This window comes from Pseudomonas sp. P5_A12, assembly GCF_056400685.1.
The window spans coordinates 1-17,095 of sequence record NZ_JBFUKU010000106.1 but is presented as its reverse complement, the minus strand read 5'-3'; the positions used below and the strand labels follow the sequence as shown (position 1 = coordinate 17,095).

General features: G+C 56.6%; 17 protein-coding genes and 1 pseudogene. 14 read left to right on the top strand and 4 right to left on the bottom strand.

Annotation, left to right across the window (positions count from 1 at the left end; translation table 11 throughout):
• Together AC1DSG_RS15890 and AC1DSG_RS15885 are read left to right on the top strand one after the other, a co-directional pair.
• Positions 1-709: cation:proton antiporter domain-containing protein (locus AC1DSG_RS15890; protein WP_477791734.1), on the top strand; the 709-nt coding region annotated here is incomplete at its 5' end.
• Positions 710-1,220: 511 nt separating this feature from the next.
• Complete coding sequence (locus tag AC1DSG_RS15885; protein ID WP_477791733.1) at positions 1,221-1,580, top strand: DUF6124 family protein; 360 nt, start codon at positions 1,221-1,223, stop codon at positions 1,578-1,580.
• 183 nt (positions 1,581-1,763) lie between these two features.
• On the opposite strand, the gene AC1DSG_RS15880 is transcribed toward AC1DSG_RS15885, so the two are convergent.
• Positions 1,764-2,114 carry a DUF2200 domain-containing protein gene (locus AC1DSG_RS15880; RefSeq protein WP_477791732.1) on the bottom strand — a complete coding sequence of 117 codons (351 nt, stop codon included), beginning with the start codon at positions 2,112-2,114 and terminating at the stop codon, positions 1,764-1,766.
• A 67-nt stretch (positions 2,115-2,181) separates the two neighbouring features.
• On the opposite strand from AC1DSG_RS15880, the gene AC1DSG_RS15875 reads away from it, so the two are divergent.
• Positions 2,182-2,661, top strand: coding sequence for a DUF6130 family protein (locus AC1DSG_RS15875; RefSeq protein WP_477791731.1), 480 nt, complete (start codon positions 2,182-2,184; stop codon positions 2,659-2,661).
• A 54-nt stretch (positions 2,662-2,715) separates the two neighbouring features.
• Here AC1DSG_RS15875 and AC1DSG_RS15870 read toward each other — a convergent pair whose 3' ends face one another.
• Positions 2,716-3,456, bottom strand: coding sequence for a Mut7-C RNAse domain-containing protein (locus tag AC1DSG_RS15870; protein WP_477791730.1), 741 nt, complete (start codon positions 3,454-3,456; stop codon positions 2,716-2,718).
• 178 nt (positions 3,457-3,634) lie between these two features.
• Here AC1DSG_RS15870 and AC1DSG_RS15865 point away from each other — a divergent pair, with 178 nt between their 5' ends.
• The 7 genes and pseudogenes from AC1DSG_RS15865 to AC1DSG_RS15835 all read left to right on the top strand — a co-directional run.
• Positions 3,635-4,207: an eCIS core domain-containing protein gene (locus AC1DSG_RS15865; protein ID WP_477791729.1), complete on the top strand. Its 573-nt coding sequence runs from the start codon at positions 3,635-3,637 to the stop codon at positions 4,205-4,207.
• A gap of 265 nt (positions 4,208-4,472) precedes the next feature.
• Complete coding sequence (locus AC1DSG_RS15860; RefSeq protein ID WP_477791728.1) at positions 4,473-5,183, top strand: ZIP family metal transporter; 711 nt, start codon at positions 4,473-4,475, stop codon at positions 5,181-5,183.
• A 30-nt stretch (positions 5,184-5,213) separates the two neighbouring features.
• A complete protein-coding gene (locus AC1DSG_RS15855) occupies positions 5,214-5,633 on the top strand; it encodes an ion channel (RefSeq protein ID WP_477791727.1) in 420 nt (139 codons plus the stop codon).
• Between the two features lie 298 nt (positions 5,634-5,931).
• On the top strand, positions 5,932-7,902 hold the full coding sequence (locus AC1DSG_RS15850) for an FUSC family protein (protein WP_477791726.1): 1,971 nt from the start codon (positions 5,932-5,934) through the stop codon (positions 7,900-7,902).
• Complete coding sequence (locus AC1DSG_RS15845) at positions 7,841-8,095, top strand: DUF1656 domain-containing protein (protein ID WP_477791725.1); 255 nt, start codon at positions 7,841-7,843, stop codon at positions 8,093-8,095. The genes AC1DSG_RS15850 and AC1DSG_RS15845 overlap by 62 nt, the downstream gene beginning before the upstream one ends.
• Before the next feature lie 27 nt (positions 8,096-8,122).
• Complete coding sequence (locus AC1DSG_RS15840) at positions 8,123-9,025, top strand: efflux RND transporter periplasmic adaptor subunit (protein WP_477791724.1); 903 nt, start codon at positions 8,123-8,125, stop codon at positions 9,023-9,025.
• An 80-nt stretch (positions 9,026-9,105) separates the two neighbouring features.
• Positions 9,106-9,273, top strand: a pseudogene (locus AC1DSG_RS15835) (DNA polymerase V subunit UmuC); the annotation flags it as partial.
• A gap of 64 nt (positions 9,274-9,337) precedes the next feature.
• On the opposite strand, the gene AC1DSG_RS15830 reads toward AC1DSG_RS15835, so the two are convergent.
• Both AC1DSG_RS15830 and AC1DSG_RS15825 read right to left on the bottom strand, forming a co-directional pair.
• Positions 9,338-10,015 (bottom strand): DUF3313 domain-containing protein, encoded by a 678-nt coding sequence (locus tag AC1DSG_RS15830; RefSeq protein WP_477791723.1) that lies wholly within the window; start codon positions 10,013-10,015, stop codon positions 9,338-9,340.
• Between the two features lie 212 nt (positions 10,016-10,227).
• Entirely contained in the window at positions 10,228-11,766 is a 1,539-nt protein-coding gene (locus AC1DSG_RS15825; RefSeq protein WP_477791722.1) for a sensor histidine kinase, read from the bottom strand.
• Between the two features lie 813 nt (positions 11,767-12,579).
• On the opposite strand from AC1DSG_RS15825, the gene AC1DSG_RS15820 reads away from it, so the two are divergent.
• From AC1DSG_RS15820 to AC1DSG_RS15805, 4 genes are all read left to right on the top strand, one after another.
• Positions 12,580-13,830 (top strand): OprD family outer membrane porin, encoded by a 1,251-nt coding sequence (locus AC1DSG_RS15820; protein WP_477791721.1) that lies wholly within the window; start codon positions 12,580-12,582, stop codon positions 13,828-13,830.
• 205 nt (positions 13,831-14,035) lie between these two features.
• Complete coding sequence (locus AC1DSG_RS15815) at positions 14,036-15,391, top strand: spinster family MFS transporter (RefSeq protein ID WP_477791720.1); 1,356 nt, start codon at positions 14,036-14,038, stop codon at positions 15,389-15,391.
• Positions 15,392-15,475: 84 nt separating this feature from the next.
• Positions 15,476-16,450 (top strand): AraC family transcriptional regulator, encoded by a 975-nt coding sequence (locus AC1DSG_RS15810; RefSeq protein WP_477791735.1) that lies wholly within the window; start codon positions 15,476-15,478, stop codon positions 16,448-16,450.
• 96 nt (positions 16,451-16,546) lie between these two features.
• Positions 16,547-17,095 (top strand): 2-dehydropantoate 2-reductase N-terminal domain-containing protein (locus AC1DSG_RS15805; RefSeq protein WP_477791719.1); only part of this gene is annotated, 549 nt, incomplete at its 3' end.

Below are 17,095 nucleotides of genomic sequence, written 5' to 3'. Positions count from 1 at the left end.
CTGCGTTCCAGTGTTGCTTATGTTTTTGGCATTGCTGGTCGAACAGCAGACACAGTCCCCTATCTCACTGGCAATAGAGTTGGTTATCGAGGAACTGGGCATCGGTGCATTCATCGGTATTACCCTTACGCTCATCGCCTGGTGGTTGCAGCGCTACTCTGGAAATCACCATTGGCAAACGTCCATGTGGTCACAGTTGACCCTGCCCGGGCTCGCCATTCTGTGCTTTGCCACAGCGCAAACACTAGGTGGTAGCGGGTTTATCGCCGCGTTCGTCGGTGGGTTGCTCGCAAGTTTTCTGTTTACCGAGCAAAAGCACCAAATGCTCAATGCCAGCGAAGAGTTCGCCAGCCTGTTATCGGTCATTACCTGGGGCGTATTTGGCGCACTGGTGATCCCTTGGGCCTGGAGCAGTCTCACCCTGAACATCTGGCTTTACTCGGTGCTCAGCCTGACCGTGATTCGCATACTGCCCGTGCTGATCAGTCTGGTGGGAACCCGCTTCGATTTCGAAACCCGCCTCTTCATCGGTTGGTTCGGCCCGCGAGGTCTGGCCAGCATTGTCTTCGCCGTCATGATATTGGCCTACCCTCTACAAGCAAGTCGTACCTTGGTGGCGACTGCTGTCTGTACCGTTTTACTCAGCGTGCTATTACATGGTCTGAGTGCCAATCCATGGGTTGCACGGCTGGCCAGTCGTGATCATTGAAATTTGTCAGAGACACCACAGTTTTTGCGGGTGTTAGCGTTGTGACGAATCGAAAAGGGGACGGATTTATTTTCTTCCAGGCCGAGAAAAAACTTAACGCCGTGTCCGGGATCAGTTAACCACTACACCTGTGGGAAGCCAGTGTCAGCTTTTTCAACAACTCTTGACGGCGCGTGTTTAAACGCCATCAAGGTAACGTCCTGAAAGCCACAAAACCTTGTGCCTTTGCCTACGGCTACGCCAGAATCCGCTGGCTTGTGCGCTTTTGGGCCACTCGGTAACTTGATTCGTGTCACTGCCCATCAGTGATCGGGTTTAGCAGCCCGTCGTGACGAAGCGCATCTGCATCCAGACAGTCAGGTCATTTCATGCCTGCACTTTATGGTAGCTGTGCGCAGGGCGCCCTCGGGCGCGCCGGATTCGTCTCCGCCGGTCTGCTAACCTGCACACAGCTGCCACCCACCGTTTAGCAGCGATTCGGTGACGGCTCCAAAATGTTGGAGACTGTAATATGTTCAAAGTCACACCCAATCCCCCAGACACCGATCCAGTGTCCCCGTACGAACCCGATTCAAAAAAGCTCAACGAGGCCGCCGAACGCGCCCTCAACTTCCACTTCCCGTCGAACGCCGACATCAAAGCCACCAAGCGAACGCGCAGCAGCCTGTTCTCCGTCGACCCAGAAGCCACTGCCGAAACCCTGGCCGTATTTTTGGTCGAGACGCTGGCGTCGGTCGATGTGATGGTCCATCAGTTGGTGGATCATTTGGAGGGTGAGTCGCGCTATGCCTTGCTGGGCATTTCAAACAGCATCATGGTGGCGGAGATTACGGCGAACCGGGTGTTGGATAAGGTTGAGCCATCCGTGTAGTCGCTGTTCTGTGATGAGGGAGCTTGTTCCCTCATCAGTTAAGCCATTCTCTGCGGTAACGCAATTTTTGTAGCAGCAGGCTTCGCCAGCTGCTACAGATTGTGCTCGGCGCGTGAGAGTGGCACCGGTCTTTGAAATACAAAACTCCTGATGTGGTGGCTCGCACTGGCTTGCCCACGGGATTCATTGCCTAAGCACCTTCTCCATGGATTTGCCTTTAGCGAGTTCATCAACAAGCTTGTCCAACTGGCGGATTCGTTTCATCAGTGGATCTTCAACATCCTCCACACGGATACCGCAGACCACACCTTTGATGAGGTTGCTGTTCGGATGCATCTCCGGCGCCTGAGCGAAGAAGGCTTCGAAGTCGACGTTCAGCGTGAGCTGTTGCACTAGACCTGCCTGGTCGTAGCCCGTGAGCCAGCAAATGACGCGGTCAACTTCCTCTTGTGTACGCCCCTTGCGCTGGGCTTTCGCTACGTACAGTGGATAAACTGCCGCAAAGGGTGTCGAGAAGATTCGATGTCCGGACATCTGCGTTTCTCCTGGTGCAGCTTGGTTTGATCTAGCCTTGAGTTAAATCACGCGGGAGAAAAACACCATGTCCCTCGCTCTCGGAAATCTGTCGGTCTTTGCTTTGGGTGTCTTTTTTTGCATGGCCGCGTTCGGTGAAGCCGACTCCAATCACCCACCGGCGATACTGCCATTGGAATCTGAGGCGGTGCCAAAACTCATTGCCTATCCACCGCTTGCCGAGCCGCTAGCCCGTGGTGTTGTCATTATCCAGTATCGAACAGAGCACGCCAGGATCATGCCGGTATTTGGCAAGGTGGCTGCTGATGTATCACCACGCCTCGGTCACCTTCACGTGACCGTCGACGACAAGGAAGGGACATGGGCGCACACCAGTGAAGACCCGATTATCCTGGTTGGACTCAAACCCGGCACGCATAAGGTTCTTCTTGAAGTGGCCGACCCGACTCACAAAATCCTCACCAGTACGACAGTGAGTTTTATCGTTCCGGAGAAGAAACCAACGGACGCCCCCCAGATTGACGAGAGTCATGCAGTAAAACCATAACGGTTGAGTGTTCATGGGTGACGGCTGTGAATTCAACCGGCGCGATGCGCTTGGCTATCGGTTCAGCAGAGGTGCCAGCAATGCACACATACCGCGCCAGTGCGAACCCTCCCAGTAAATCCGTTGGCAGGCGTCGCAGCGCAGAAAGTGCGAATAGAGGGCGCCAATGCGTGGCGGCACCTGCGGCCGCGCCAGTTCCGGGCTGATTTCGTGCAGTGGCAGGTTGCAATGAAGGCACAGGCTGAAGGGCCGCGCGCTGCGCGCCAGGTCGAGGCGCTCATACATTTCGCGCAACTGCAGCGACGGTTTCAGGGCATGCACGTAACAGCCGTGGCTGATGATCCGCCGCTTGAGCAGTTCGCGGTCGCGGGTTAGCACGATGCGTCCTTGCTGCGCAGCGATCTCGGCAATCTCGCTATCTTCGAAGCCATTGTCGTAGAGGGTATCGAAGCCGCTCATGCGCAGCAGGCTGGCCAGGCCGCCAAGGTGCGCATCAGCGACGAAGCGCAGCACCCGTAAAGGTTGCACACGAACCTTCAGCAGCGGGCTGATGTCCAGCGTTTCGAACTTGGGATACACCGCCAGCCGGTCACCGTCGAAGATCACCCGCTCGAAACCCACCGACTCGCCGTTGAGCAGCACCAGTTCGACCTCGGTGTGCGGTATCCCGAGCGCCTCGATCATATGCTTGACCGTCGCCCCTTGCGCGCACTCGCAAGTGAAGGACCGCCGCCGCCGTTCGGCCGGCAGGAAATCGTTGAGCTCCTCGTAGAAGCGAAACGTTGCACTGGTCATGTTGAACAGTATGGCAGGGCGGCAAGTTGTGCGCCTAAAACGGGGATTGAGTGGAAAGCTGGTCTGTCGCCCCCTGCAATTATCTTGGGGCGCCTGGTTCGGGACTACGCTAAAGCCATGCAGGTCGTCGATCAATGGTGACCCACTGTTCGCGCCGTGTCCGTCCTTGGAGCGCCCCATGCCGCCCATCACCACGCGCCTGGTGGCGCTGTTGGTTCTTTGCCTGACCTTTGAAGTGCCAGCCCAGACCGACGCCTGCCCAGCGGGCGAGAAACAAGTATGCCTGGACGCCTGCATCTGCCTGCCAGAGGGGGGACAGCTTGAGGGGCTCTACCAGCTTGCGGCACCTGCCCTGGCGCTGTGGTTGATCCAGGCCCGCGCTGAAGCAGCCAACGCCGGCGTCCAACCAATTCCACCGCACATCCGGGAGCAACTGCTGCGCTGGTACGACCCCAGCGTCCTTGATGCCGCGCGCTACAAAGTCAGCGACAACGGCCAATTCAGCGCCGCCTCTGCCATGCTGCAAAACCCCGATATCGGCGCCGTGACGCTGATCGACATCATCCTCTTCCGGGATGCTCAAACCGCAGAAGGGAACGTCATGCTCTGGGCTCACGAATTAAAGCATGTGCAGCAGTATCAGGAATGGGGGGTAGCAGGATTTGCCTGGCGTTATACACAAGATTTCAATGCTGTGGAGGCGCCGGCTTATGCCATACAGGCTGAGGTCAGACGGGTGGTGCGGGAGTGACTGACGGTAGGAAAAAAGGCGACGGAAAAATAGATCTGAGAATATTCTGGCCGGCCTCTCCCACCTAACGGAGGTAGCGAAAAATTCAAGGTGCGAACGTTTCCTGTTCAAGCCGCAAGAGACACGTTCCATGCTGTTGGATAACGAGTAACTGAACTAAGCTTTTCTGTGCGCTTGCGGATGCATGGTCTTGACCACTAGGGTAAATGCTGATCGCAATTGTTGGTCCTGCGCACCAACCTACTCAAATCATTGGGAAGGCGAGATGAACGGTAATTTAATATTACTCGCGTTCGTACTCGGCGCGGTTTCTCAGGCGTCACTGATCATTAGTGCCATAGCTGTATACGTGGTGAAGTTTCCGACACGGCTGGTCGGCGCGCTTGCCGCGTTCGGCGCCGGAGCACTCATCGCGGCCGTAGCCCGCGATCTGCTCCCGGAAGCGCAAGAACTCCACCTTGGAGTGGCCTCGTTATGGGCTATGGCGGGAGCACTGACTTTCCTCGGCGGCGAGCATCTCGTCGAAAAGAAATTTGGGTCGGGTGGCGCCGCCGGTGCGCTGGGTATTGTAATTGGCGCGGTGGTTGATGGAATTCCCGAGTCGATCATTTTCGGCATTCAGTTGGCCAGTGGCGCACCGATCAGCCTCGCTTTCCTCGCGGCCGTCTTCGTGTCCAATATTCCGCAGGCCATTGCGCCTTCTGCCGAGCTGGCTGCCATTGGGTGGAACTGGCGCCGCGTCGCGGTGCTGTGGAGCTGGGTGGTGCTCGCCTGCGGCGTCGCGAGCATGTTGGGATATGGCGTTGGCTCCGCCAGCGATCTGTTAAAAGGCGCGCGCATGTCGGCGTTTGCCGGCGGTGGCATTCTCGCCATGCTTTCCAATTCGCTGGTGCCGTTCGCGCACGAGCGTACCAAAGCCGCTGGCCTGTGGACGGTCGTGGGCTTCTGCGCCTCGTTTGCTATGGCGCAGAGTTGATCAGGTCGATCGCGATCAGGAGGAAAGAGCATGGTGGTGCTGCTCGGCATCGTCGTCATATTGGGCGTGCTCGTGATCCAGGGCTTGGTCAGTGCCCTTGCCCTCGCAGCGGCGGGTCCATTCGTCGCAAGGGCGGTGGAGCGGCACAGCTTTTGGCGCAACGCCCTTATTACCCTCTCTCTCATCCTGATCCTGCTCGCAGGCCACCTGGCACAGATGGCCGGCTGGGCCATGGTATTCATCGCGATTGGCGAGTTTTCCGAGTTCGCAGCCGCGCTGGAGCACTCGGCAGTCAATTACTCCACCTTGGGTTATGGCGACATTGTTATGTCCCCGCACTGGCGAATTCTTGGGCCGCTGGAAGCTGTCAGCGGGACGCTGGCATTTGGCTGGACGACGGCTGTTCTCGTGAATGTTGTGGGCCGACTGGTGCATGCAGGCCACCGCTGATCGATGGAAGTGAGCACAAACGACGCTTTGCCCAATTCGTCCCGTAGCTGCTACTGCGTTCCCCCATGCCAATAAAACAACCTAGACTTAAATTCAGCTACCAAGATCGACATGTTCAGGAAGACGGGTACCTGCGGTCGTTGCAGTATAAAAAAGCAGTTTCGCGAACATACGTCACTGGTTGAGCAAACCGTGATCAGTGTCAGCCAAGGAGGGTCTCAGCGGCGACGAACTAGGAGGCTTCCTTGTGGAATTTTCTGGTTAGCAACAAAGCGGTGAACTCCTGGAAGAAACTCCAGTGAGTGGCTCGTGGAAAGCTTTTTTCGCGCCAACCACGTTGGCGCTGAAGTTCGCAATCAAGACACTTCTCGCCGCGGGACTGGCGCTTTGGCTGGCGTTTCGTTTCGATTTGCAGCAGCCGCAGTGGGCCTTGATGACCGTCTTCATCGTGTCCCAGCCTTTATCAGGGATGGTGGTGTCCAAAAGCATCTTCCGCTTGGCAGGCACGCTGGTTGGCGCTGTTATGTCGGTGCTGATAACAGCTCTGTTCGCGCAGACTCCTTGGCTCTTTGTGCTGGCGATTTCTCTATGGTTGGGGCTGTGTACTGTCGCCTCGACCAGCCTGCATAACTTCGTTTCCTATGCCTTCGTGCTATCCGGCTATACCGTGGCGATTGTTGGCTTGCCAATGCTCAATCAGCCGCTGAATGTGTTCGATCAAGCCGTTGCCCGCGCCACTGAAATCAGCTTGGGAATTGTCTGTGCATCATTGTTCAGCGCGTTGATTTGGCCGCAACGGGTTGAACAAAGTCTTGAAAAACAAGCACGCACGACCTTACTGGCCAGCCTGCAGGCCGCAAAGATAGAAATCAGCACCGCAGTACGTGAAACCAAAACCTTGCTTGCTGCGCTGGGCAAGATTGTCGCGACGGATGTGCTGCGCGACCATGTCCGGTTCGAAGGTTTTCGTGGCCGCCATCGCGCGCGGGTACTGCGCTCGCTATCGCGCGAATTGCTTGGCCTGTTGCGCATGGCACGCGGTGTGGCGCTTCAGCGTAATCTGCTATCGACTGACGATATTCAGCGCTTGCAACCTTGGCTTGAGCAGGTCGCCGAGCAGCTTGAGCAACCCGACGATGCCGCGAGTTCAATCCTGCGCGATCGCCTGGCGCAAGCTTCGGCGCAAGAACAACACTCCAACGTCGTGCGGTGTTGTCTGGACCGCTGCTCAGCACTGCTGCTCAACTCCACAAGGGCTGAGCAATCAATGTCGGCGGTTGCCAGCGGCGAGAGGGTCGCTGGTGATCCGGGTACTTTATCCTGGCACCGAGATGGGATGCAGTCTCTGTTCTATGGTTTGCGCAGCACCTTGGTTGTGTTTGGACTCTCGGCTTTTTGGTATGCCAGCGCTTGGCCATCTGCAGTCGGGGCAATCGTGCTATCGGCCGTTCTCTGTAGCTTGTTCGCCAACCGCGAGAATGGTGCTGCCATCGCCATGGGTATGGTCCGCGGTTTCCTCTATGCAATCCCGGTTGCAGCTATCGTTACGCAATGGATGTTGCCTGAATGGAATGGTTTTCCACTGCTTTGTCTAGCCCTCGGTGTGCCGTTATTCTTTGGTGCGCTGGGGGTAGCCGAACCACGTCTGGCGCCAACACCCACGGCGTTTGTCATGCAGTTCATCATTCTGGTGTCGCCGAGCAACCAGATGCATTACGACTTCTCGGCATTACTCAATTCGTCAGTAGGTTCACTGGTGGGGGGATGCTTCGCGGTGCTGGTTTTTCGTTTGTTAACCCTGCCACCGGGCTGGTTTAACCGACGACTGCTCAAAGCGGTCTGTAATGATCTTGCTCGAYTGACACGCTATCCCTTGGCACGCGCTGATAACTGGTTCGGTGGGCGCATGGCGGATCGTCTGTTACGTCTGGCTCAACTATCACCTGGCGCTGATTCGAGACATTGGGATGATGGCCTGTTGGCAATGGATCTGGGCAATGAGTTGATTCAGCTACGGACATGCTTGAGCGATACCGACAGCAGTTTGCGTAACGAGTGTGAGCGGTTTCTGGCACAGCTTGGACAGCTGTTCGCATTCGGCCCGGTCCCTAAAAGCGCTCCTCTATTGAACGATCTGAGTGAGCATCTCAACAGGGCATTGCAGCGCACCCATTCGCAAGCCTCGCAACTGGCGCAAGCATCATTGGATGAAATTCAGACACTCTGGACGCGATGGTGCCAGCGGGAGAGCGAACATGGGATTGCATGAGTGGTCATGGGGCGGAGTGTATCTGAGCCCTCTGTTGGTCTACGCGATTCTGGCACTCGGTCTGACCTTCTGTTTGTTCTGGCTGCTGGAGTTCACGCCTGTATGGCGATGGGTCTGGCACGATGCGTTATTCGAGTGCGCGGTGTTCGTTTTGATCTTCGTGACGATAACCTGGAGCCTCTCAGACTTGTAGAGTGTGAAGGGCATTAAGAGAAATGCTATGCGTGTTTATGTTCGCGTATTGTTCACCGCCCTGATCGCTGGCGCCGCCGTACTCGCGGCGATCTGGCTATGGAATTTCTACATGCTGTCGCCCTGGACGCGGGATGCGCGCGTAGGCGCCGATGTGGTAGTGATAGCGCCGGACGTGTCGGGTTGGGTCACAGAGCTACCTGTTCAGGACAATCAACAAGTGAAGGCGGGCGACTTATTGATGCGTATCGATCGAGATCGCTATCAAGAAAATCTGGATTATGCAAAAGCAGTCGCCGAGACTCGCCATCGACAGTTTTTGCAGCGAAGCCACGAAGCTTTGCGGCGGAATAAATTGGGCCTCGCCGCCATTAGTGCCGAAGACAAGGAAACAGCGCAACTCAACGCCTCGATTGCTGGCAGTCAATATCAGGAAGCGCTGGCCCAGGTGAAGCTGGCCGAATTGAATCTGTCGCGTAGCGATGTACGTGCGCCGCGCAACGGCCAGGTGACGAACCTTCGGTTGACCCGAGGCAATTATGTGCAGGCCGGACAGGCCGTCATGGCAGTGATTGATCAGCAATCGTTCTACGTCACGGCTTACTTTGAAGAGACCAAACTACCCCGGATTCGCTTGGGCATGCCGGCAAGAGTCCTGCTGATGAGCGGCGACATCCCTTTGGAAGGTCGTGTCGAGAGCATCAGTAGCGGTATCACCGACAGCAATACGACTCCCGATCACCAGTTGCTGGCCAATGTTCAACCGACGTTTAATTGGGTTCGATTGGCACAACGAATTCCCGTACGAATCAAACTGGAGAACGTGCCTGCCGACACTCACCTGAGCACAGGGATGACCGCCACGGTAAACATCCTGGATGGTGCAGAAAAATCAGGCACATCCTCAGAAAACAGGGCAGTTACGCCTTGAAAGTAAAGGCAGGAGATCTACAGTTCGCTCTTTCTGACAATGATCTCGGCCAGCGCTTGGCGCATCGGCTCGCCAGAGACTTTCGCAAAAAATTCAGTGTGGTGATCGAGGGACTGCTCGTGAGTTGGCAGGTACGCCGTGCGGTAAGCGTCATGAGCCTGATCCACCTAAAACAGGAAATTTGCTGTTCTCGCATGTTCGGTAAACGCCTCACAGAGATCGCACCGATCAACGAGGCAGTCCCCACATCCGCGAGGTGGGGAGGCCGGTCAGATGAATCTCAGATCTAATTTTCAGAATGCTCTGTAACGATCAACTGTGGATGAACGTCCAGAGGTCGGTATTCAGTTTGTCGATAGCGGCTTTGAAGTCCTTGACGGTGATTTGCTGACTCTCGTTCTCTAGCTGGCTGCCGAATACCTTGCGCACCACTTTGGCCATTGTCTGATTGGTTCTGGCGTCAATGAACTCGGCTTCGATGAACACATTAGTGTCTTGATCCCGGTGACCGGTGGCTGCCTGTGTCGCTCCGACAACGGCCGCGATCGGCATGACTTCATACCACTTCATGCCTTCGTTCGAAGCGCTGACGCCAGTGATTGCCGCACGCAGGATCAGGGGGTGTGACCCGGCTGGTGCAGCGGCCGCGCTGGACGCCCTCCGGTATTTTTGGCCCAGAATGCTTTTGGCTTTCCTGGACATATAGTTCTGCAACTCGGCCAGAGTCTGCTGATTGACCTGTTCATTGGGTTTCGGCGCAGGATAAAACTCCAGCGTTCTGAACGCTATGGTGTCATACGCATTCGGGTTCCACGACGGGCTCACCCAGCGCATTGTCTTCTCACCCGTGGCGGTGGTCACTTCTTCCAGGTTGTTGTAGTTGGACAAGAAGCCGGAGTACTGCTCGCGCTCAGTGACTTGGGAGGTGCAACCGCCGAGTACCAGGCTGGCCAGTGCGACACCGACAAACAGTTTATGGGCCAAGGTCATAGTGGGTTCACTCCACGATTAAGTCGTGTACCGTCAACAGAACATCAGAAACGCCAACTCATGTTTCCAGTTGCTGTCGGTGTCCTTGTCCAGAGCATAGGTGGCTCCTGTGACAATGCACCAGGTTTCGTTCACCGGCACGATAACGCTGCGATGGCTGCCCCTTTTTTGCTGGATAAAATTGAACCACCCGTGTAACCGCTGGCTACGGGTCATTCATAGTTCGATCTTTCTATTTTCATAAAAGCGGGACGCTCAGCGTCTATTGAAGGCAATGGTTCGTTTTTCAACGCGCTGGCTCTTCTTTCCACAACCCTGAAACTCAAGCGTACGGATGTTCCCTGTTGTTCATGGTGGGTCAGATTAGCTTCACCACCAAAACTTTCCATGATCTGCTTCACCATAATCAGCCCTATGCCTAGCTTGCCTTGCTTGGTGGTGTAGAAGGTTTTGAACGCCATCATTTCTTGTTGGCGTGATGTTCCATTTCCGGTGTCACTGATGATGAGATGCAGCCATTGATGGGTTTTCTCCACATTTGCCTGGATGGTTAATTTTCCCCCGCCCTGCATTGCCTCTATTGCATTGGCAATGACGCTATTCAGAATTTGAGAAAGCAAAAGTGGATTACTGATGATCCGGAGGGTGGGCTCATTCTTGAACTCGACCTGGATTCTTGACTGAGCCAATTGCGTGCTGAAGCCGGCCAGAGAGGCCTGTACCGCAATCATCGGTTCCACCATTTCTGCCTCGCCACGAATCGGGCGCAAGCACAGCAGCAATTCGTGCACCCACTGCGCCATCCGATCCACTTGGCCGACAATATCGTCGATATTCTTCTTGGAGGGTTGGCCGTCCATTTCACTCGCCAATTCTGCGCTGGAGCGGATGCAGGCCAGTGGATTACGCAGGCTATGAGCGACCGCCGTGGACATTTCGACCAGGCCCACGTAGGTCTTGTTGGCGACGAGCTGGGCTTCCTGTGACGCCAGCTGAATCGATGCCCGTCGAACAATCCAATACAGCCCGAAGTAAAGGAGCAGACCGCCCGCCGCCGTAGACAGCCAGATTATCCAGTGGMCACGATTGAGCCGTTCGATCAGATCGACTGGTTCCTTGTAAATTTCCACCATTGCCAGAGTATTCCCCTGATCGTCCATCAGGGGGATGTAGCTCTCGATGAAGAACATTTTGGGATCGAGCAAAAATTGCTGTTCGGGACGGCGTTCATCAGCGTTGCTGTATTTGGTGGAAATCCGGTCTTTCGAGTTGAATGCCGCTTCAAGTGGTTCGTCGTTCAGAAATTTTTGTCCGATAAGCTTCGGATTGGTCGACCACATCACTGTCCGAAGAGGGGAGTAGATGTTAATCAGGAGTGAGTCCGGGAGGTACGAAAGGTGGTCGAGGAACTCGGAGCGGGCACGGTGCCTGTTCAGCGCCATTTCTTCCGATAGCACTCCATATTGGGTGGCTGCCAAAACGTCGCCCATCCGCATCCCGGCCAACTCGTGGTGACGTATCTCACCCTGGGCGATGGTCTGGATAAATTGCGCTGACAACAGGGCGTCGCGCTCCAGGCTTTCGATGACCAGGAAACGGGTCGACACTGACCCCAGCCCGAAGGCTATCGCGCTGATCAGGAGGAAGCTGATGATCGAAAACCACCGCAGGAGATCGGGTGGTTTTGTCGGCGTATTTGAGTCGGCCGCTCCCCGACCAAGACGTCTGAAAAAAGCTGAATTTGGCTGCATGGGGAGTGTCCTTATGCATGCTGCTTGTCCGGATATAGCACCTTGAACCATTCAATGAGTTCTAGATGAATACACAGCATTCTCTGTGCCAAAAACCTCAGGCGTACATAACGCAGGGTAAGGCAAGCAGTAATCGTTCTGTTTAGGGCCTGGGACGGAGCAAATGGAGTTTTCCAGGCATTGGTCAGTGCGAAAAAAACGCACTCCTGGGGAAATAGAACCAACTCTGGGGACAATTCCCCTGCGAAGGGGGAAGTCTGGGGGGTCTATAGAAACCAGCCAGCTGTTTTGGGGGGAGAGGGACGCTGGTCAGTGTCAGCGTATGGCCGACTGCTGCGTGTTACGAAGGACTTCCTCTCGATGCGCGCCCCGTTCCGCTTCTGAGTCGACTAAGGGAAAACTTTAGCCGGGTTGAAGATTTCCCCCCTGCGGATGCTGTTCATCTCAATACCGGCGCGGTGCCTACTCACTTACCTTGCGTAGACAAGAGGCATGTCGTCGTGGCGGGCTGTTCCATTGAGCTCGCCTGGCGTTTTGCCCCATAACAACAAGAGGCCTGGCAATGTTCAAACCCAACGTCCAATACATCTGCGATGTAATCCGCCTGAGTGTGGCTGGTATCTACCCCGCAACTTTCCAGTCGCCAATTTGTGCACCCGCGACCGACGCACTGCGCGCGTGAACGTTTGCTCTGACGAGCACCTTGGCAGCGTTAATAAGGCTCGGTGTTCGGCTGCCTGCGTTGTTTGTTCTCAGTTTGATACTGCTCCTATAAATACAGTGCCCAAGCACATACAGATGTGGAGATGTTAGATGTACCAGGGAAAACAATCTTACCGTGGGCTCAGTATTGCCGGCGTGTTGGGGATGATCTGTTCGCCATTGACAGCCTTTGCCGATGTTGTTGATGACAGTCACTTCAAAGTGGATACACGTAACTTCTACTTGCATCGCAACTACACCAATAACAATGCGCCCGTGTCTGAAGTGCATAGTTGGTCTCAGGGTTTCGATGCGCAGTTCACTTCCGGTTACACCGATACGGCCTTGGCAATCGGCCTGGATGTGGATGCACAATACGCCGTGCGCCTGGATTCGTCGGGCAACGACGGTACGTTGCCGTACAACGTTAGCGAACAGCAGACGGTCCCTGACTACGGTCGCGCCGGTGCGACCTTCAAGGCGCGCTACAGCAAGACCGAGCTGAAGGTCGGTGATATTCGCCCGCAATTGCCAGTGGCGTACGATGACACCAGTCGGCAGTTGGACACGATCTACCAAGGGGCTGTAGTCGAGTCCAAGGAAGTCGATCGGTTGACGATGACCGGTGGCCGTTTCTGGACTGCCGTTACACGGGAATCTTCTGATCACGCAAAACTGTACAAATTTGGCACCCCCGCCAATCTCGACAGTGACGGCCTGGACTTTGCCGGGGCAACTTACGACATTACCAAGAACTTACAAGCCAGTTACTTCTATGGCGTCTTGCAGGATATTTATCAGCAGCACTATTTTGGCCTGACGCACATGGCTGATCTGGGCAATGGCTACAAACTTAAAACCGACTTGCGCTACTTCAATAACAATGAAGCCGGCAGTGCTTTGGACGGTGAGATTGACAACCGTTCCTACGGCGCCTTGTTCAGCTTGCTCAAAAGTGCGCACATGTTTGGCCTCAGTTACCAGCGCATGCTCGGTGACAGCGTGTTCCCAACGATGAACGGTTATATCCCGCAACCTTACCTGGTGCATTGGGGATCGGTGGGATTTATCCGTCCCGGTGAAAAGTCCTGGGGCGCGCGCTACAGCTATGACTTTGCCGGGATGGGCGTGCCGGGGCTGAAGTTCTTCACCCGTTACTACAAGGGAACCGACTGGGACCGCGGCGGCAACCTGAGCGACAACCAGGAAAGCGAACGTTATCTGGGGCTCAACTACGTGGTGCAGAGCGGGGCGCTGCAAGGCCTGGGGCTGGACCTGCGCAACATCGATGTGAAACAGAAGTACGGCTACGACTACAACGAGTTCCGTTTCGCCACGACTTACACCTGGAAGTTCTGGTAAGCGCTGTCGCAGGGCGCGACTCGCTGGTGTTTTACCCCATAACAATAAGAGGCCTGACTATGTTGGAACCCATCGTTTTTTACATCTCCCACGCAATCCGCCTGCCGGCGGCAGGCATCTGTCCCGCAACTTCCCAGTCGGTGTGCTGCGCACCGTCACCCGGCGCGCTAAGCGCTTGAGCGGATTCCAAGAGGAGCAAACACGAGTGAATATCCAAGTCGATAATGCGGTCCTGCCGAAGAAGAAAACGTACATTTACGAGTGGTATGTGGTCGGCCTGTGCATGATCGCCTACATCTTTTCGTTTGTGGATCGGCAGATCCTGGCGTTGATGATCGAGCCGATCAAAGCCGACCTGCAGATCAGTGATACCCAGTTCAGCTTGTTGCACGGGCTGGCCTTTTCGTTGTTCTACGCGTTCATGGGCATGCCCATTGCCTATCTGGCCGACCGCTTCTCCCGCCCGAAAATCATCGCCGTCGGTGTGGTGTTCTGGAGCCTGGCGACTGCTGCCTGCGGCCTGAGCAAGAACTTCCTGCAGATGTTCCTCGCCCGCATCGGCGTCGGCGTCGGTGAAGCGGCCCTGTCGCCTTCGGCCTACTCGATGTTCAGCGACATGTTCCCCAAGGAAAAACTCGGCCGTGCAGTGGGTATCTACTCGATCGGCTCGTTCGTCGGTGGTGGTCTGGCCTTTCTGGTCGGCGGCTACGTGATCGCCATGCTTAAGGACATGAACACCATCGAGGTCGCCTTTCTCGGCGCGATGAAGGCCTGGCAGCTGGCGTTCTTCATTGTCGGCCTGCCTGGCATCCTGGTCGGCCTGTTGATCTGGCTTACTGTGCGCAACCCGGCGCGTAAAGGCCTGCAGGTCGATGCACAGGGGCGGGCCAAGAAGGTCGCGATGAGCGATGGCTTGCGCTTCCTCGGCCGCCACCGTGCCACCTTCGCCTGCCATTACCTGGGCTTTTCGTTTTACGCCATGGTCCTTTTCTGCATGATGAGCTGGAGCCCGGCGCTGTATATCCGCAAGTTCGGCCTGTCGCCCATGGAGGCGGGCTACATGCTCGGCACTGTGCTGTTGCTGGCCAACACCGCTGGGGTGCTGTTCGGTGGATGGCTCACTGACTATCTGGCCAAGAAAGGTCATCAGGACGCCGCCATGCGCACTGGCGTCATCGGTGCCCTCGGCATGGCGGTGCCGGCCGTGCTGTTCCCCCAAGTCGATCAACTGTGGCTGTCGGTGACCCTGCTGGTGCCGGCGATGTTCTTCGCCTCGTTCCCGATGCCAGCGTCCACGGCGGCGATGCAGATCCTCGCGCCGAATCAGGTGCGCGCGCAGGTCTCGGCCGTGTTTCTGCTGATCAGCAATCTGCTGGGGTTGGGCGTGGGTACCACGCTGGTGGCGCTGTTGACCGACCGTTACTTCGGTTCGCCGGCGGCGGTGGGCTCGTCGATGTCGCTGGTGATCGCCGGCGCGTCGGCGTTGACAGTGCTTCTGCTATGGCGTGGTTGCCGCCATTTCCGCGAAAGCTATGCCCGGGAGCACCCGACCCAGGCGTGACATAAATAGTCCATGAGCGGCACTTCGGCCTCGCTGCGTATCAACGCAGCGGGGCCGATCTGCTCCAGTTCGGGAGAGCCACTGATGTTGAATGACGTACACCTGCTGGAACGGCACAGCCTGCTCAGCTCGGCCGATTACCGCGAGATCAAGGACAAGGTCAGCCAATACCTGTGCCCGCACAGCTTCAACGTACTGCGTGACGAACCCATTTACACCCGGCTCAACGGCGTATTCTTCGGCGCTTCGGCGCTGCTCGACTTGCGCTATGGGGCGCCGGTGGAGATCAACATCGGCGATATAGCCGATCAATACCTGTTTCGCATCACTTTGCAGGGGCAGTGCGAAGTGGCCCACGGGCGGCGCAGCGCGGCGATGCAGTCGGGCTACCTGAGCATTTCTTCGCCGTTCGCGACAAGCCGCATCATCACCGATGGCCAATGCCGCAACCTGATCCTGCGCGTCGACCGTGATGCCCTGGAGACGCAACTGCAACGCCTGCTCGGTCGCAGCCTGCGGCAGTCGGTGATCTTCGATGTCAGCGTCGACCCTCTGGGCGCAGGCGTTGTCAGCCTCTATCACACCCTGGACTACATCTGCCGGCTATACGGCAGCGGCGTGGACGGTTCGCGCATCGCCAGTGGCCTGTCCGAATACCTGATGCAGCTGCTGCTGACTCAATTACCGCACAACTACTCCACGGATCTCCTGGCCGACTCGCGCGCGCCGCTGCCGCACCACGTAAAAAAGGCCCGCGATTACATCGAGGAGCACCTCGACGAGCCCATCAACCTGGCGACCCTGAGCGAGCTGTGTGGCGTGTCGGTCCGCACTTTGCAGAACGGTTTCAAGCAGTTCCTCCAGCAGACACCGGTCGAGTACATCCGCGAGCGTCGTCTGGCGGTGATCCACGAGTCGCTGAAGCAGGGCAGGGCCGGTGAAACCGTCACCGATATCCTGTTGCGTCACGGCATCAACAGCTTCGGGCATTTTTCCAGCGCCTATCGGCAACGCTATGGTTGCCTGCCATCGGACACTCTACGGCGGCAAGCGCATTAAGACTTCTGCGTAATCCGTCAGTTGGCTGCGCAATCGGATAAGTGTGTGAAGGCATGGATCGATAGCATCGAGACTCTTACAAAAGGGAGCATCTCCATGAATATTACCGTGCTGGGTGGCGGTCACGGCTGCTACGCCGCTGCTGTCGAAATGGCTGAAAAGGGGCATACGACCCGCCTGTGGCGTCGTGACTCTGCCGCGCTCAAGCAGCTGCTGGACATCGGCGGCCTGACGATCAAGGACTACCAGGGCACTCGCCAGTTAAGCGTCGGCAAGCCGGGCGACAAGCTGTCGCTGACCGACAACCTTGCCGAAGCCCTGAGCGACGCGCAACTGGTCATCATTCCGCTGCCGTCGACCTCACACGAGGACCTGGCCAAACACGTCGCGCCGCACCTGCACGACGGTCAAGTGGTGTTCCTGMCGCCGGGCACCTTTGGCAGCTATGTGTTCGCCAAGGCCATGGCCGATGCGGGCAACCACAGCAAAGTCGCCTTCGCGGAAACCGGCACGCTGCCGTACCTGGTGCGCAAGCATGGCGCCAGCGACCTGGTGATCAGTTGCTACGCCACCCGCCTGCCGACCGGTGTGTTCCCGAGCAACTTGTCCGAGCATGCCTTCACTGTGTTGCGCGAAGCCTACCCG